A 14,713-nucleotide genomic window follows, 5' to 3' on the forward strand; every position below is an offset into this window, starting at 1 on the left:
GAGCAGCAACGGTCAGACGCAAGCGGCTGCGCCAGCACGAGAACGAGCAGCAACGGTCAGACGCAAGCGGCTGCGCCAGCACGAGAACGAGCAGCAACGGTCAGACGCAAGCGGCTGCGCCAGCACGAGAACGAGCAGCGGCGGTCGGGCGCGGATGGCGAGTTCCCGCGCGAGCCGAGGCGAGCAGTGACGTGCGTGCGGCTGGTTCAGGAGCGGGCGTAGTCGTAGGAGGCGGACAGCAGTTCGTGGAGGTCGGCGTCCGGGATGGGGTTGTCCAGGGTGATCGTGTTCCAGCCGTGGCGGGACTGGTAGCCCATGGGGCGCATGGCGTCCGGGTGGCGTTCCCGCACGGTGGCGGCCTCCTCGGCGTTGGCGCCGCACCGGAGGGCGATCGAGTTCTCCTCGAAGCCGATGTAGGCGAACGCCTTGCCCGTGACCTTCACGACGAGCACGTGCTCACCGAACGGATAGGTCTCGACGGCGCCCGGCTGAGCCAGGCACCACGCGATCACGTCGTCGCGGGTCAACGGCCGCTCCCTCCATCCGGGTGGCTGGGCACCGGCATGCCGGCGCCCAGCCACTCCCCGCGGCCAAGCCGGCCACCGGCACTCCGGTGCCAGGCCACTCACGCCCCCATCCCGGGTGAGTCGCCAGCACCCCGGCGCCGATCACCGCGAAGGGTCACTTCACGCCGGCGGCGTCCATGCCCCGCAGTTCCTTCTTCAGCTCGGCGATCTCGTCGCGGAGGCGGGCCGCCAGTTCGAACTGCAGGTCGCGGGCGGCCTGCATCATCTGGTCGGTCATCTGCTGGATCAGGTCGGCCAGTTCGGCGCGCGGCATGCCGGCCACGTCGCGGTCCACCAGCACCCCGGAGCTGCGGCCGCCCTGCTCGGGCTTCTTGCCGCGCGAGGCGTTGCGACCGGAACCGCCCACCTGCACCGCCTGCTCGGAGTCCTCCGCCTCGCTGTAGACGCGGTCCAGGATGTCCGCGATCTTCTTCCGCAGCGGCTGCGGGTCGATGCCCCGCTCCGTGTTGTACGCCATCTGCTTCTCGCGGCGGCGGTTCGTCTCGTCGATCGCGTACCGCATCGAGTCGGTGATCTTGTCCGCGTACATGTGGACCTCACCGGAGACGTTGCGCGCCGCGCGGCCGATCGTCTGGATCAGCGACGTGCCGCTGCGCAGGAAGCCCTCCTTGTCCGCGTCGAGGATCGCCACCAGCGACACCTCGGGCAGGTCGAGGCCCTCGCGCAGCAGGTTGATGCCGACCAGCACGTCGAAGTCGCCCGACCGCAGCTGCCGCAGCAGCTCCACCCGCCGCAGCGTGTCCACCTCGGAGTGCAGGTACCGCACCCGGATGCCCATCTCCAGCAGGTAGTCGGTGAGGTCCTCGGCCATCTTCTTGGTCAGCGTGGTCACCAGGACCCGCTCGTCCCGCTCGGCGCGCACCCGGATCTCGTGCACCAGGTCGTCGATCTGGCCCTCGGTGGGCTTGACCACGACCTCCGGGTCGATCAGGCCGGTCGGGCGGATGACCTGCTCGACGAACTCGCCGCCGGTCTGGCCCAGCTCGTACGGGCCCGGCGTCGCCGACAGGTACACCGTCTGGCCGATCCGGTCGGTGAACTCCTCCCACGTCAGCGGCCGGTTGTCCAGCGCGCTGGGCAGCCGGAACCCGTGCTCCACCAGGGTCCGCTTGCGCGACGCGTCTCCCTCGTACATGCCGCCGATCTGCGGCACCGTCACGTGCGACTCGTCGATGACCAGGAGGAAGTCCTCCGGGAAGTAGTCGATCAGGGTGGCCGGCGCCGACCCGGCCGGGCGGTCGTCGATGTGCCGCGAGTAGTTCTCGATGCCCGAGCAGAACCCGACCTGCCGCATCATCTCGATGTCGTAGCTGGTGCGCATGCGCAGCCGCTGCGCCTCCAGCAGCTTGCCCTGTTTCTCCAGCCGCTCCAGCTGCTCGGCCAGCTCCGCCTCGATGCCGCGGATCGCCTTCTCCATGCGCTCCGGCCCCGCCACGTAGTGGGTGGCCGGGAAGATCCGCACCTCGTCGACCTCGCGCACGATCTCGCCGGTGAGCGGGTGCAGGTAGTACAGCTTGTCGACCTCGTCGCCGAAGAACTCGACCCGCACGGCCAGCTCCTCGTACGCCGGGATGATCTCCACCGTGTCGCCGCGCACCCGGAACGTGCCGCGTGAGAACGCCAGGTCGTTGCGGGTGTACTGGACGTCGACCAGCGCGCGCAGGAACGTGTCGCGCTCGACCTCCATGCCGACCTCCAGCTTGGAGGACCGGTCGAGGTAGGACTGCGGCGTGCCGAGGCCGTAGATGCAGGACACCGAGGCGACCACGATGACGTCCCGCCGGGACAGCAGGTTCATCGTCGCCGAGTGGCGGAGCCGCTCGACGTCGTCGTTGATCGACGAGTCCTTCTCGATGTAGGTGTCGGTCTGCGGGACGTAGGCTTCCGGCTGGTAATAATCGTAGTAGCTGACGAAGTACTCGACCGCGTTGTGCGGGAACAGTTCGCGCAGCTCGTTGGCCAGCTGCGCGGCCAGGGTCTTGTTGGGCGCCATGACCAGCGTGGGCCGCTGCACCCGCTCGATCAGCCAGGCCGTGGTCGCCGACTTGCCGGTGCCGGTGGCGCCCAGCAGCACGACGTCCTTCTCGCCCCGCTCGAGCCGCTTGGCGAGCTCGTCGATGGCCGCCGGCTGGTCACCGGCGGGCTGGTACTCGCTGACGACCTCGAACCGGCCGCCCGCGCGCGGGATCTCGGAGACGGGCCGGAACTCGGACTGGGCGAGCACGGGGTGTTCGGTTGCGAAAGCCACGGGAACCAGGGTAGGCCGACCCACCGACAGTTTTCAGCGAGGCGGCGTTCTAGCAGGCCAGACGGCGGTCGCGGGCGGCGCGGGCCAGGCACGACTCGCACGGCATGCCGCAGATCCGCTCCAGCAGCTCGGCGCTCCCGCAGGCGATCGGCGCGCCGCAGCGGGCGATCAGGACCTCCGGGATGGGGCCGGTTTCGGGGATCGGGACGAGGTGGCAGACCCGGTCGCGCTCACCCGCGGCGCCCCGGCGCAGGCGCACGAGGGCCATCACTCCGGTCGGCTCGGCGTGGACGACGTTCCCCATGGGCGAAGCGTAAACCGGAATAATCGTGGAATCTTCGTGCCGTCGGCCCAATCCTGGGGGCCAGGACTGGTCCTGAAGGACGAAAGCGCTGGACCGCGGCCTGCCGCGGGGGTCGATGAAACACCCGAAAGAGACAAACCAGGCGTTCCGTTCCGGTGTGTCGTCCGGTGAGGTCGGTTCCGCGGGTTCCGAAGCGCGGGCCGGCGGAGGCAGCGCAGTTATGGCGTCGCCAGCACGGCCGCGCCGAGCCGGTGGCACAGCCGCAGCGCGAGTTCGACGTCCAGGCGGTTCTCCGACACCGGGCGGCCCAGCATCTCCTCCGCCTTGCGCACCCGGTACTGCACCGAGTTCTTGTGCATTGTCAGCTGGGTGGCCGCCGCGGTGTAGCTGCCGCCCGCGGCCAGGAAGACCCGCAGCGTCTCGCGCAGCCGGGCGTGCTGCTCGTCGTCGGTGGCGAGGTCCCGCAGCGTGTCGGCGACCCAGCCGCGCGCGGCCGCCATGTCGCCCGCCATCAGGGCCATCGCCCCGACCTCGCGGAACGTCAGGACCCGGTCGCAGTGCTCGCCCGCGGCGAAGGCCAGGTTGTACACCCGCTGCGCCTGCCGGTGGCTGCGCCGGAACCCGTCCAGCCCCTCCCCCGGGTCGCCGAGCGCGAGCCGGATGCCCGGATCGGCCTTCTCCAGCACCTTCCGGACGCGCTCCTCGTCCGGCATCGCGGGCCGCTCCAGCGGGACCCACACCCACGCGCAGACCTCGTCGTTCGGCACGAACAGCGGCGCGCCAGCGCTGGGCAGGCCCGCGGCGAGCTCGGCCGCGACCGACTCCAGCCCGCCGAGCACGTGCCCTGCGCCCGGGACCGGGTCCTGCCACACGATCATCGCCAGGTGGGTGCCGCGCAGCCGGTAGCCGAGGCTGGTCTCGCTGGTGTCGGTGGCCCCGCCCTCCAGCAGGGTGCGCACCCTCGCGGCCCGGACCGCGCTGCGGTTGACCAGCCAGCGGTCGCGTTCCTCCTGGTAGGCCGACACCACCTGCTGCGTGACGCGGTCGATGAACGCGAACGCGCCGGTCAGCGCGTGCCCCATCATGGCGCCCAGCAGCTCCGGATCGGACTCGAACCTGACCGCCTCGCGCAGGGAATAATCGAGCAGCGCGGTCTGGCCGAGGTAGTAGGCGCGGATCAGGTCCACCACCGGGGTGCCGCGCTGGGCGAGACGGCGCGCGTACTCCATCGCGGCGGCCGGCGCCTCCACCCGGCGCGGGTCGATGCCGTGCTGGAAGATCCGCAGCGCGGTGTCCACGTTCTGGTAGACGCTCGCCGACAGCAGGCTCACGACGCTCTCGTCGTCGTTGACCAGGTTCGGCAGCTCGCGCGCGTACAACTGCACCAGATCGCCGGTGAGCTCGGTGGCCCGCTCCGCGAGCACGGCGGCCACCCGCGCCACTCCTTCGACCGCGTCTGCCTCGTCCGCCACGTGATCACCCTACCGTCGTGACAGTTCCCAAACTTATGTAAACCAGCAGAATGGGAGGCATGACCGCGCACGCCGGGACGATCCACCCCCCGAAGATCGAGACCTTCGACGTCGCGAACCGGACCAACACCGATCCCAAGGGCATCGCCCGCGCCGTCGAGGAGTACCGGGTCGAGCCGTTCGGGCTCTACCTCGCCCGGCCCACCCCCGGCCGCGCCCAGTTCCACTACCTCGAATCCTGGTTGCTGCCCGCGCTCGGCCTGCGGCTGACCGACTTCTGGTTCCGCCCCGGCCACGAACGCGACCAGGACTTCTACCTCGACGTCGTCTCGGTCGAGCGCGACGACGCGACCTGGCGCACCACCGACTGGTACCTGGACCTCGTGGTGCGCGAGGGCGAGCGGGTCGACGTGGTCGACATCGACGAGCTGCTCGCCGCGCACGGCGCCGGCCTGCTCACCGCGGGCGAGGCGCGGCGCGCGCTGGAGATCGCCTACGACGCCGTCGACGGCCTCGCCGCGCACGGCTACCGCGTGGACCGCTGGCTGGCCACCCACGGCATCGAGCTGACCTGGCGCCGCCGCTGAGCATCCACCGATCGGTGGATGGCCGGTCACCGGGCGGCTGAGCGAAGTCCCGCCGCGGAGTCGATCCGGCACCCGCCCCCTCCCCCGCATGCTGGTCGGGCGGAGGAAAGGGGGCGGCACGATGCCGGTCATCGAGGTGCGGAACCTCAGGAAGCACTACGGCGGGAAGCCCGCCGTGGAGGACGTGTCCTTCACAGTCGAACGGGGCGAGATCTTCGGGATTCTCGGGCCCAACGGCGCGGGCAAGACCACGACCGTCGAGTGCCTGGAAGGACTTCGGCGCCCGGACGGCGGCGGGGCGACGGTGCTCGGGCTCGACCCGTGGCGCGACACCGCGGAACTGCGCCAGCGGCTGGGCGTCCAGCTGCAGGAGAGCCGGCTGCCGGACAAGCTCCGGGTCGGCGAGGCGCTGGAGTTGTACGCGTCGTTCTACCGGAGCCCGGCCGATCCGGACGTCCTGCTCGAACAGCTGGGGTTGTCCGGGCAGCGCGGCACGGCCTACCGGAAGCTGTCCGGCGGCCAGCAGCAGCGCGTGTCCATCGCGCTCGCGTTGATCGGCAACCCGGAGGTCGCGGTGCTCGACGAGCTCACCACCGGGCTGGACCCGCAGGCCCGCCGGGACACCTGGGAGGTCATCGAGGGCATCCGCGACCGCGGGGTGACCATCCTGCTGGTCACCCACTTCATGGCGGAAGCCGAACGGCTCTGCGACCGGATCGCGGTGATCGACGCCGGCCGCGTGGTCGCCGTCGACACGCCGGCCGGGCTCGTCGCGCGCGTCGCCGACGAGCAGGTGATCCGGTTCCGCCCGTCGGAGCCGGTGCCCGACGAGCTGTTCACCGGCCTGCCCGAGGTGCGGACCGTGACGCGGCGCGGCGGGCAGGTCGAGGTCAGCGGCGTCGGCAACGTGCTGCACGCCGTCACGTCCGTCCTCGCGCGGCGCGGGATCGTCGCCGGCGAGCTGCGGGTGGCACAGGCCGGGCTGGACGACGCGTTCGTCGCGCTCACCGGCCGCCGGATCGGACAGGGGGACCGCTGATGCTCACCAGGCTCACCGCCGTCGAGGCGAAACTGTTCCTGCGCGACCCGGGGGCGCCGATCACGGTGCTCGGTGTCCCGATCGCGCTGCTGCTGGTGTTCGGGCTGCTGCCGGACGCGAACCGGCCGCGCGAGGAGTTCGGCGGCCAGCCGCCGCTGTCCGGGTTCATCGCGCCGCTCGCGGTGGCGATCCTGATCGGGATGCTGGCGCTGACACTGTTCCCCGGCGCGATGGCGACCCACCGGGAACGCGGGGTGCTGCGGCGGCTCGCGGCGAGCCCGGTGCCGCCGTCCCGCCTGCTCACCGCGCAACTGCTGGTCAACCTGGCCGCCGCGCTCGTGGTCGTGCTGCTGATCGTCGTCGGCGGGCACGTCGTGCTCGGCCTGGCGCTGCCCGCCAACCCGGGCGGCTTCCTGCTCACGCTCGTCCTGGGCACCACGGCGCTGTTCGCCGCGGGACTGCTGGTCGCCGCGCTCGCGCCGACCGGCCGGACCGCGGGCGGGGCCGGGACCGCGGTGTTCTTCCCGATGCTCGCGCTCGGCGGGGTGTGGGTGCCGAAGGAGAACCTGCCGGGGGTGCTGCGGGAGATGGCCGACGTGCTGCCGCTCGGCGCGATGCTCAACGCCCTGCGCGCGTGCTGGACCGGCGGCTCGCCGGAGCCGCTGCAGCTGGCGGCGATGATCGTGTTCGCCCTGGTCTGCGGTGGTCTGGCCGTCCGCTTCTTCCGGTGGGAGTGAAGAAGTTGACTTTCGTGGGCAACCGAACGGCCCCGGGCGGCGTCAGAGTTGCGAAGCTCGCTCGCGTTCCCGTGCTCGCCATGGCGGGGGCCGTCGGGCTGCTGTTGCTCGTCACGAGGGGCCGCTACGGCTACTTCGGCGACGAGCTGTATTTCCTGGCGGCTGGTCGGCATCTGGCTTGGGGGTATGCCGACCAGCCGCCGGCACTCCCCCTGCTCGCGCACCTGGTGGACGCGCTGGCGCCCGGGGCGCTGGTGGTGTTCCGGCTGCCCGCGACGCTGGCGACCGCCGCCGGGGTGGTCGTCGCCGCGCTGATCGCCAGGGAGCTCGGCGGCGGGCGGCACGCGCAGGTGCTCACCGCCGGGACCTTCGCGATCAGCGGGCAGCTCCTCGGCACCGGCCACTACCTGGCGACCTCCACGTTCGACCCGCTGCTGTGGACGGTGCTGTGCTGGCTGCTGGTGCGCTGGGTGCGCACCCGCGCGGACGGGCTGCTGGTGTGGGCGGGAGTGGTGACCGCGGTGGCGGTCAACGTGAAGTTCCTGGTCCTGGCGTTCTGGCTGGTGGCCGGGATCTGTGTGCTGGTGTTCGGGCCGCGCGGGCTGCTGCGGCGGCCGCTGCTGTGGGCAGGTGCGCTGATCGCCGCGGCCGGCGCGGCGCCGACGGTGGTCTGGCAGGCCGCGCACGGCTGGCCGCAGCTGGAGATGAACGCCGCGGTCAGCGCGGAGGTCGAGCAGGTCTACGGCGGGCGCCTGATGTTCCTGCCCGGGATGCTGGCCGGAGCCGGGATCGTCGTGGGCGCGGTCCTGCTGGTGTACGGGGTGTGGCGGCTGCTGCGGTCGCCGGAGCTGCGCGCGTACCGGTTCCTCGGGGCGGCCACGGCCGGGCTCACCGCGGTGTTCCTGGCGACGGGCGGGCGGTCCTACTACGTGGCCGGGATGTTCGCGGTGTGCTGGGCGGCCGCCGCCGTGAGCCTGGAAGCCGGGGCGGCCGCGCGGTGGTGGCGCGGGCCGCGACCTGGCCGGTGTACGCGGTCAGCGCGCTGATCGCGGTGCCGTTCGCGCTGCCCGTGGTCCCGGTGTCCTGGGTGGGCAGGGCGCCCGCGCCGGGGTTCGCCACCGCGGAGATCGGCTGGCCCGACGTCGCGGCGTCGGTGGCGCGCGCCTACCGGCAGGTGCCCGACCCCGCCCGCACCGCGATCGTCACCGGCTTCTACTGGCACGCCGCCGCGCTGGACCGCTTCGGCCGTCCGCTCGGGCTGCCCGAGCCCTACAGCGGCAGCCGCGGCTACTGGGACCTGGGCACGCCGCCGGAGGGCGCGCGGGACGTGCTGTTCGTCGGCGACGACCCGGCGGTGCTGACCGGGCACTTCGCCGCGATCACACCGGCCGGGCGGATCGACGACGGCCCGGGCTTCGGCCAGGGCACCGCGCTGTGGCTGGCCACCGGCCGCGCCGGGCCGTGGTCCGCGGTGTGGCCGCGGATGCGGGATCTGGGTGTGGGGACCGGATAATGCCCGGTGTGAACCGCCGCTCCTGGACACAGTCCCTCGACTTCGCCGAGGGCCCCGGCGGGCCGCTGTCGGAGACGTGGAGCCGGCTGGTCGACCACTACCTGCCGTACCTGCTGCTGGGACTGGCGACCCTGCTCGTCCACCGCGCCGACACCCTGCCGCTGGCCGGGGCGGCGCTGGCGTGGTTGCTGCTGACCGGCCCCGCGATGCCCCGGCGGTGGCGGTCGCACGGGATCACCCTGGCGGTCTCGTTCGCCGGGACGCTGACGCTGGCGTCCCTGCTGATGTTCCGGGACGTGCTGTTCCTGGTCTTCATGCTCACCTGCTTCTTCGGCGCGCTGCGGCTCAAGCCCGCGCCGCTGGGCGTGCTGGCGCTGGCCACGACCTCCCTGCTGATCAACACGATCGGCGCGGGCGGGCCGGGCAAGGCGCTGAGCACCGAGCCGGTGCTGTGGGTGACCATCGTGACCGTGCAGACCGGGGCGATCTGCTTCGGCACCATCATTTCGCGCAAGGTCAGCGAGCAGAACGAGGCGCGGCGCGCGGCGCTGGAACAACTGGAGGCGGCGCAGGCGGAGAACGCGGGCCTGCACCGGCAGCTGCTCGCCCAGGCTCGCGAGGCCGGGGTGATGGAGGAGCGGCAACGGCTCAGCCTGGAGATCCACGACACCCTCGCGCAGGGCTTCACCGGGATCATCACCCAGCTCGAGGCCGCCGAACAGGACCCCGGCGAGTGGCGGCGGCGGGTGGCCACGGCCACCGCGCTGGCGCGGGAGAACCTCGCCGAAGCGCGGCGGTCGGTGCACGCGCTGCGGCCCGGCCCGCTCGACGAGGCGCGGCTGCCGGACGCGCTGAAGGCGGTGGCGGAGCGGTGGGCGCAGCGGTCGGAGGTGGCGATCGAGTTCACCGCGACCGGCACCGCCCGCCCGATGCACCCGGAGATCGAGGCCACGCTGCTGCGCGTCGCACAGGAGGCACTGTCCAATGTGGCCAAGCACGCCGGCGCGCGGCGCGTCGGCCTCACGTTGTCCTACATGGAGGATCAGGTGACGCTCGACGTGCGGGACGACGGGTCCGGGTTCGACCCGGCGCGGCGCGGCGACGGGTTCGGGCTGCCCGGGATGCTGCAGCGGGTGCAGCGGCTCGCGGGCACGCTCGCGGTGGAGTCGGAACCCGGCGCCGGCACGGCCATCTCGGCCAGCCTGCCCGCGATCGGAGCCGCATGATCACGCTGGTGCTCGCCGACGACCACCCGGTGGTGCGGGACGGGCTGCGCGGGATCTTCACCGCCGAGCACGGGTTCGAGGTGCTCGGCGAGGCCGCGGACGGCGCGGAGGCGGTGGCGCTCGCCGAACGCGTGCGGCCCGACGTCGTGCTGATGGACCTGCGGATGCCGGGCACCGACGGGGTGCACGCGATCGGCGAGCTGGCGCGCCGCGGCAACCCGGCCCGCGTGCTCGTGCTGACCACCTACGACACCGACTCGGACGTGCTGCCCGCGATCGAAGCCGGCGCGACGGGCTACCTGCTCAAGGACGCGCCGCGGGAGGAGCTGTTCCGGGCGGTGCGGGCGGCGGCGCGGGGCGAGGCGGTGCTCTCCCCCGCCGTGGCGACCCGGCTGATGGGGCAGGTGCGCGCGCCCGCCCGGGAGGAGCTGAGCCAGCGCGAGATCGAGGTGCTGACCCTCGTCGCGCGCGGCGGCACGAACAAGGACGCGGCCGCGAAGCTGTTCATCAGCGAGGCGACGGTGAAGACGCACCTGCTGCACGCCTACGCCAAGCTCGGCGTGAAGGACCGGGCCGCCGCGGTGGCGCTCGCGCTGCGCCGGGGGCTCATCGAGCTGGATTAGGTTCAGACGGCCGCGCGGTGGACGACGATGTCGCCGAGCCGGGTGCGGGCGTGGACGCTGACCTGGTCGTCGAAGCCGGCCGAGTTCTCCCGCGCGGGCAGGGAGTTGCGCACGGTTCCCTTGGTGCTGCGGGCGTCCACCGAGACGGCGGTGCGGTCGCCGATGCCGACCTCGATGCCCCCGGAGGCGTTCGCCAGCTCCGCGACGCCGCGGGCCAGCCGCCCGATCCGGATCGGGCAGTCGCCCGCCTTGGCGACGACGCCGCCGTCGGCCCGGTCGATGTGGAAGCTCCCCCTGGCGCTGCCGAGGTCGACGCCGGACTTCGCGTGGCCGATCCAGACCGTGCCGGTCGAGCCCTGGTACCGGACGGCGCCCCCGGCCTCGCCGATCCGCAGCGCGGCGGCGCCGCCGTCGACGTCGGCCGGGCCTGCGATCCGGGTGATGGCGACCGAACCGGCGGCGAGGTTCCCGCGCAGCGCGGCGATGTGGTCGAGCTGGACGTGGCCCGAGCCCAGGTTCAGTTCGCAGTCGCCGAACCGGCCGTCGGCGCGCACGTCGGTCCACGTGCTGTGCAGGACCAGGCGCGACCCGGCGGGCAGCTCGATGGTGACGACGACCGAACCGTCCCGGTGGCCCGGCTTCCTGGTCTTGACCGACAGGTGGCCGTCGGCGAAGGCGACCTCGGTGCGCTGGGCGACTTTCACGTGGGACTGGTTCGCGTGGTCGACGGGCTCGACCCGCACGACGGTGTCCGGGCGCTCGCTTGCGGCGATGCGGACCCGGGCGCCCGCGGTCATCAGGCCGGCGGTGATGGGCTCGGGGGTGGCGAAAGTGATCATCGGAGGGGCTCCTTCTTCGGGGGCGTGTGATCACCTTCGCCGCCGCGGCTGACACCGGGCTGTCACGACCCTGACACCCCGTTTTTGTCGTACCCCCCGCCTAGCCTCGGGCGCATGGCGTTGTCAGTGGAAGAACGCGAACGGTTCCTGGCCGAGCCGCACGTCGGCGCGCTGTCGGTCGTCGAGGCGCCCGACCGGGCGCCGTTGACGGTCCCGGTCTGGTACCGGTACACGCCGGGCGGTGAGCTGTGGATCCGCACGCCGCCGGGTTCGCGGAAGGCGCGGGCGATCGAGGCCGCGGGGCGGTTCAGCCTGATGGTGCAGCGGACCGAGCCGACGGTGCGGTACGTGTCGGTGGCCGGCCCGGTGACGGCGATCGAGGCGGACACCCCGGAGCGGGCGCGGGAGATGGCGGGACAGTACCTGCCGGCGGGCCAGGTGGAGGAGTTCGTGGCCTACGAACGGACGCGGCTGGGCGAGCACGTGGTGATCAGGATGCGGCCGGAGCGGTGGTTCTCGGCGGATCTGGGGTCTGCCGGGTAGGGGTGGTGTTGGGGGCGGTGGTGGTGCGGGGGGCCGGGTGCCGTGGGCGAGGCTGGCCCCGCGAGGCGAGCCGGGCCGAGGGCGGGGGAACCCGGCCGCCGTTGGGGCGGCGCGGGGCAAGCCAGCCGACGCGGAGTACTGGAGGCCAGGCGGGCCGCCGGCGAGGCGGGCCGAGCCGGGGCGAGCCAGGCCGCCGTTGCGGCGGCGCGGGCGCGGGGGCGCGCCGACCGTCACGGAGCAGTGGAGGGCCGCCGCGGGGCGGCGCGGCTGGGAGTCATCAGCCGGCCGGGCCGGCCCGTGCTGGGCTGGCCCGCCTCCGCCGGTCCGGTGCGGTGAATCAACGGGGATCCCGCCGCCGAGCTCAGCGCGCGCGCCTCAGGCAGACCAGGCGCGCGTCAGGCAGACCAGCCCGTGCGCTCCGCCCACTCCTCGGCTCGCTGGAAGCCCTCGTTGACCCAGCTCTGCTTGGCCTCGGCGTAGGCGTCCACGCTCGCGTCGGTCGCGTGCGCCTCCGCCAGCGCTGCCTTCACCTCGGCGTACGCGTCGCGCTCGTCCGGGTTCGCCCGCAGCCACGCGGCGAACAACAGCGCCAGCCGCCAGGCCGGGGTGGCCGTGCTGCGCACGTGCACGTTGACCGGCCGCGCCGGGTCGGCGCCGTAGTGGAACCGCTTCTCCCAGCGCTCGCCGCCGCCCTGGGGGTCGTCCCACCACTCGCCTTCGGCGCGCAGGAAACCGGCGTCGGACAGGACGTCGGCGAACTCGTCGGCCTGCGCGAGCGTCGAGACGGTCACCTGCAGGTCCAGCACGTCCTTCGCGGGCAGCCCGGGCACTGACGTGGACCCGATGTGGTCCACCCGCAACGCGCGCCCCGCGGTCAGCAGCCGCAACCGGGCCAGCGCCCGGGCGGCCTGCGCCGGCCACGTCCCGTCGTAGGGCACCACCTTCGGCGGCATCGGCGGGCGCGGGCGGCGCAACCGGACGTTCTCCTCGAACGGCACCAGCCGCTCGCGCCACAACCGGTCCACCTCGGACAGCACGTCCTCCGCCGCGCCCGAGTTGTCCAGCCACACGTCGGCCACCGCGCGCCGCTGCTCGTCGCTGGCCTGCGCCTTGATCCGGGCGCGGGCGTCCGCCTCGGACATCCCGCGCAGCTCGGTCAGCCGCCGCACCCGCGTCTCCTCGGGGGCGTCCACGATCACCACGAGGTGGTAGTTCGGCGCGTACCCGCCCTCGACCAGCAGCGGCACGTCGTGCAGCACGATCCCGTCCGGCGGCACCTCGGCCATCCGCTCGGCGGTGCGGGCCCCGATCAGGGGGTGCAGGATCCCGTTCAGCCGACGGCGCGAGTCCTCGTCCGCGAACGCCTTCGCTGCCAGCGCGGGGCGGTTCAGCCGGCCGTCCTCGCCGAGGACGTCCGCGCCGAAGGCCTCCACGACCTTCGCCAGCCCCTCGGTGCCCGGTTCCACGACCTCGCGGGCGATCGCGTCGGCGTCCACGTGCACGGCGCCGTGCTCCACGAGTCGCGCCGCGACAGTCGACTTCCCCGCACCGATCCCACCGGACAACCCCACCCGCAGCATGGTTCGCATTAGACCAGACGCCACGATCGGGTGTTCTTTACTCCCTGATCGGTCTGTGACCGGAACGAGATCGGTGACACGCCGCCGCGCTACTACGCTTCGGGCCTCTCGTTGCGTACGGTGCGCGGCGGGAAAGGTCGCCCGCACGGAGGAACGATGACGCAGAGCAAGCACACCGGAAGGCACCGGCTCGGCACGCCGGGTCTGGTGCACTGCGTCATGCATCGCCCCGTGGCGCTGGCGCTGGAGGAGTACCGGCGCACCTGGCTGACCGCGCTGCTGATCCCCGCCAAGCACAGCCTCGCCGGCCTGAAGCGCCGGGCACGCGCCGCCGCGCTCGAGCGTGCCTGGGCGCCGGCCACCACCTGAGCACGGACACCACACAGCCCCCGCCCGGCCGGACGGGGGCTGCGGGTCGTGCCGGTCAGCCGGTGACGAGCGTGAGCCCGTAGGCGGACAGGATCTCGTTGACGGGCTGGAAGTAGGTCGTCCCGCCGCTGCTGCAGTTGCCGGACCCGCCGGAGGTCACGCCCTGCGCCTGGCTGCCGCTGACCCACGAGCCGCCCGAGTCGCCCGGCTCCGCGCACGCGGTGGTCCTGGTCAGGCCGGAGACGGAACCCTCGGCGTAGTTGACGGTCTGGTTGGTGGCCTGGATGGTGCCGCAATGCCAGCCGGTCGTGGAACCGGAGCGGCACACCGACGAGCCGACCGGGGCCGCGGTGTGCCCGGTGACCGTCACGTTCCCGTTGCCGTATCCGTCCACGACGGGCGTCGGCGTCCAGGACGAGGTGGTGCGGACGTAGCTGTAGTCGTTGCCGGGGAACGAAGAACCCTGGAACGTGCCCATCGCCGAGCCGTCCGGCGCGCTCACCGAGTCGCCCGCGCTGCCGCAGTGGCCTGCCGACACGAACCCGCCCCGCACCGAGAAACCGATGGAGCAGCGGGCGGATCCGTTGATGTAGTAGGCGTCGCCGCCGACGATGTTCCCGGCGAACAGCCGCGGCACGTCGGTGGTCTCCTCGACCTGGACGGGACCGGCGGCGCGGGCCCGGTCGAGGAAGCCCTGCACCTCGGCGCCCTGCGCGCCGCGCACGACGGTCACCACCACGCGGTTGGCCCGCTCGTCGACGTACCAGCCGGTGACCTCGCGCGGGGCGGTGAGGGTGTCGAGGCTCGCCTTGGCCGCGTCCAGCGCCGACTCGGTGTGGGCGACCAGCGCGGTGTCGGCGCCGGTGGCCTCGACGGCGTCCGCGCGGGCGGCATCGGTGATGCCGACGACCAGCTTGCCGGACGCGGCGTCGTACCAGGCGCCGCCGAACGCCGGACCGGCCGCGGCCCGATCGGAAGAGCGTCGGGGAGGGACAGAGTGTTACAGGTGCGGTGTAGATCTAGGTGGTGGCCGGTGGAGTGAAAGA

The 14,713-nt window shown here is 73.0% G+C and carries 13 protein-coding genes and 2 pseudogenes; 8 read left to right on the forward strand and 7 right to left on the reverse strand.

Annotation, left to right across the window (positions count from 1 at the left end; all coding sequences use genetic code 11):
* Nucleotides 1–206: 206 nt before the first annotated feature.
* The 4 genes from ABZ193_RS40465 to ABZ193_RS40480 all read right to left on the reverse strand — a co-directional run bounded on the left by ABZ193_RS40465 (nucleotide 207) and on the right by ABZ193_RS40480 (nucleotide 4,611).
* Nucleotides 207–527 carry an MmcQ/YjbR family DNA-binding protein gene (locus ABZ193_RS40465; protein WP_354714020.1) on the reverse strand — a complete coding sequence of 107 codons (321 nt, stop codon included), beginning with the start codon at nucleotides 525–527 and terminating at the stop codon, nucleotides 207–209.
* Nucleotides 528–681: 154 nt separating this feature from the next.
* Complete coding sequence (gene uvrB, locus ABZ193_RS40470) at nucleotides 682–2,835, reverse strand: excinuclease ABC subunit UvrB (RefSeq protein ID WP_354714022.1); 2,154 nt, start codon at nucleotides 2,833–2,835, stop codon at nucleotides 682–684.
* A 49-nt stretch (nucleotides 2,836–2,884) separates the two neighbouring features.
* Nucleotides 2,885–3,139, reverse strand: coding sequence for a hypothetical protein (locus ABZ193_RS40475; protein WP_020420360.1), 255 nt, complete (start codon nucleotides 3,137–3,139; stop codon nucleotides 2,885–2,887).
* A gap of 218 nt (nucleotides 3,140–3,357) precedes the next feature.
* Nucleotides 3,358–4,611, reverse strand: a complete 1,254-nt coding sequence (locus ABZ193_RS40480; RefSeq protein ID WP_354714024.1) for a helix-turn-helix domain-containing protein — start codon at nucleotides 4,609–4,611, stop codon at nucleotides 3,358–3,360.
* A gap of 59 nt (nucleotides 4,612–4,670) precedes the next feature.
* Between ABZ193_RS40480 and ABZ193_RS40485 the strand changes: the two genes are divergently transcribed.
* The 6 genes and pseudogenes from ABZ193_RS40485 (at nucleotide 4,671) to ABZ193_RS40510 (ending at nucleotide 10,336) form a co-directional block, all read left to right on the forward strand.
* Nucleotides 4,671–5,198, forward strand: a complete 528-nt coding sequence (locus ABZ193_RS40485) for a DUF402 domain-containing protein (RefSeq protein ID WP_354714025.1) — start codon at nucleotides 4,671–4,673, stop codon at nucleotides 5,196–5,198.
* A gap of 121 nt (nucleotides 5,199–5,319) precedes the next feature.
* Nucleotides 5,320–6,237, forward strand: coding sequence for an ABC transporter ATP-binding protein (locus ABZ193_RS40490; protein ID WP_354714027.1), 918 nt, complete (start codon nucleotides 5,320–5,322; stop codon nucleotides 6,235–6,237).
* A complete protein-coding gene (locus ABZ193_RS40495) occupies nucleotides 6,237–6,974 on the forward strand; it encodes an ABC transporter permease (RefSeq protein WP_354714029.1) in 738 nt (245 codons plus the stop codon). Before ABZ193_RS40490 ends, ABZ193_RS40495 begins: the two co-directional genes overlap by 1 nt.
* Nucleotides 6,975–7,054: 80 nt before the next feature.
* Nucleotides 7,055–8,487, forward strand: a pseudogene (locus tag ABZ193_RS40500) (glycosyltransferase family 39 protein).
* Nucleotides 8,487–9,713 carry a sensor histidine kinase gene (locus ABZ193_RS40505; protein ID WP_237339314.1) on the forward strand — a complete coding sequence of 409 codons (1,227 nt, stop codon included), beginning with the start codon at nucleotides 8,487–8,489 and terminating at the stop codon, nucleotides 9,711–9,713. The pseudogene ABZ193_RS40500 and the gene ABZ193_RS40505 overlap by 1 nt, the downstream one beginning before the upstream one ends.
* Entirely contained in the window at nucleotides 9,710–10,336 is a 627-nt protein-coding gene (locus ABZ193_RS40510) for a response regulator transcription factor (RefSeq protein WP_237339315.1), read from the forward strand. The genes ABZ193_RS40505 and ABZ193_RS40510 overlap by 4 nt, the downstream gene beginning before the upstream one ends.
* Before the next feature lie 2 nt (nucleotides 10,337–10,338).
* Here ABZ193_RS40510 and ABZ193_RS40515 read toward each other — a convergent pair whose 3' ends face one another.
* Complete coding sequence (locus ABZ193_RS40515; RefSeq protein ID WP_354714031.1) at nucleotides 10,339–11,175, reverse strand: hypothetical protein; 837 nt, start codon at nucleotides 11,173–11,175, stop codon at nucleotides 10,339–10,341.
* 114 nt (nucleotides 11,176–11,289) lie between these two features.
* Here ABZ193_RS40515 and ABZ193_RS40520 point away from each other — a divergent pair, with 114 nt between their 5' ends.
* On the forward strand, nucleotides 11,290–11,718 hold the full coding sequence (locus tag ABZ193_RS40520; RefSeq protein ID WP_354714033.1) for a pyridoxamine 5'-phosphate oxidase family protein: 429 nt from the start codon (nucleotides 11,290–11,292) through the stop codon (nucleotides 11,716–11,718).
* A 395-nt stretch (nucleotides 11,719–12,113) separates the two neighbouring features.
* Here the strand turns inward: ABZ193_RS40520 and coaE are convergent, their stop codons facing one another.
* Complete coding sequence (gene coaE / locus ABZ193_RS40525; protein WP_354714035.1) at nucleotides 12,114–13,298, reverse strand: dephospho-CoA kinase; 1,185 nt, start codon at nucleotides 13,296–13,298, stop codon at nucleotides 12,114–12,116.
* 156 nt (nucleotides 13,299–13,454) lie between these two features.
* On the opposite strand from coaE, the gene ABZ193_RS40530 reads away from it, so the two are divergent.
* Nucleotides 13,455–13,667, forward strand: coding sequence for a hypothetical protein (locus ABZ193_RS40530; protein WP_017981917.1), 213 nt, complete (start codon nucleotides 13,455–13,457; stop codon nucleotides 13,665–13,667).
* Between the two features lie 55 nt (nucleotides 13,668–13,722).
* Here the strand turns inward: ABZ193_RS40530 and ABZ193_RS40535 are convergent.
* Nucleotides 13,723–14,634, reverse strand: a pseudogene (locus ABZ193_RS40535) (S1 family peptidase); the annotation flags it as partial.
* Between the last annotated feature and the right edge of the window lie 79 nt (nucleotides 14,635–14,713).

Origin of the sequence: Amycolatopsis sp. NPDC006125 (genome assembly GCF_040614195.1) — a bacterium.
Classification (GTDB): domain Bacteria; phylum Actinomycetota; class Actinomycetes; order Mycobacteriales; family Pseudonocardiaceae; genus Amycolatopsis_E; species Amycolatopsis_E tucumanensis.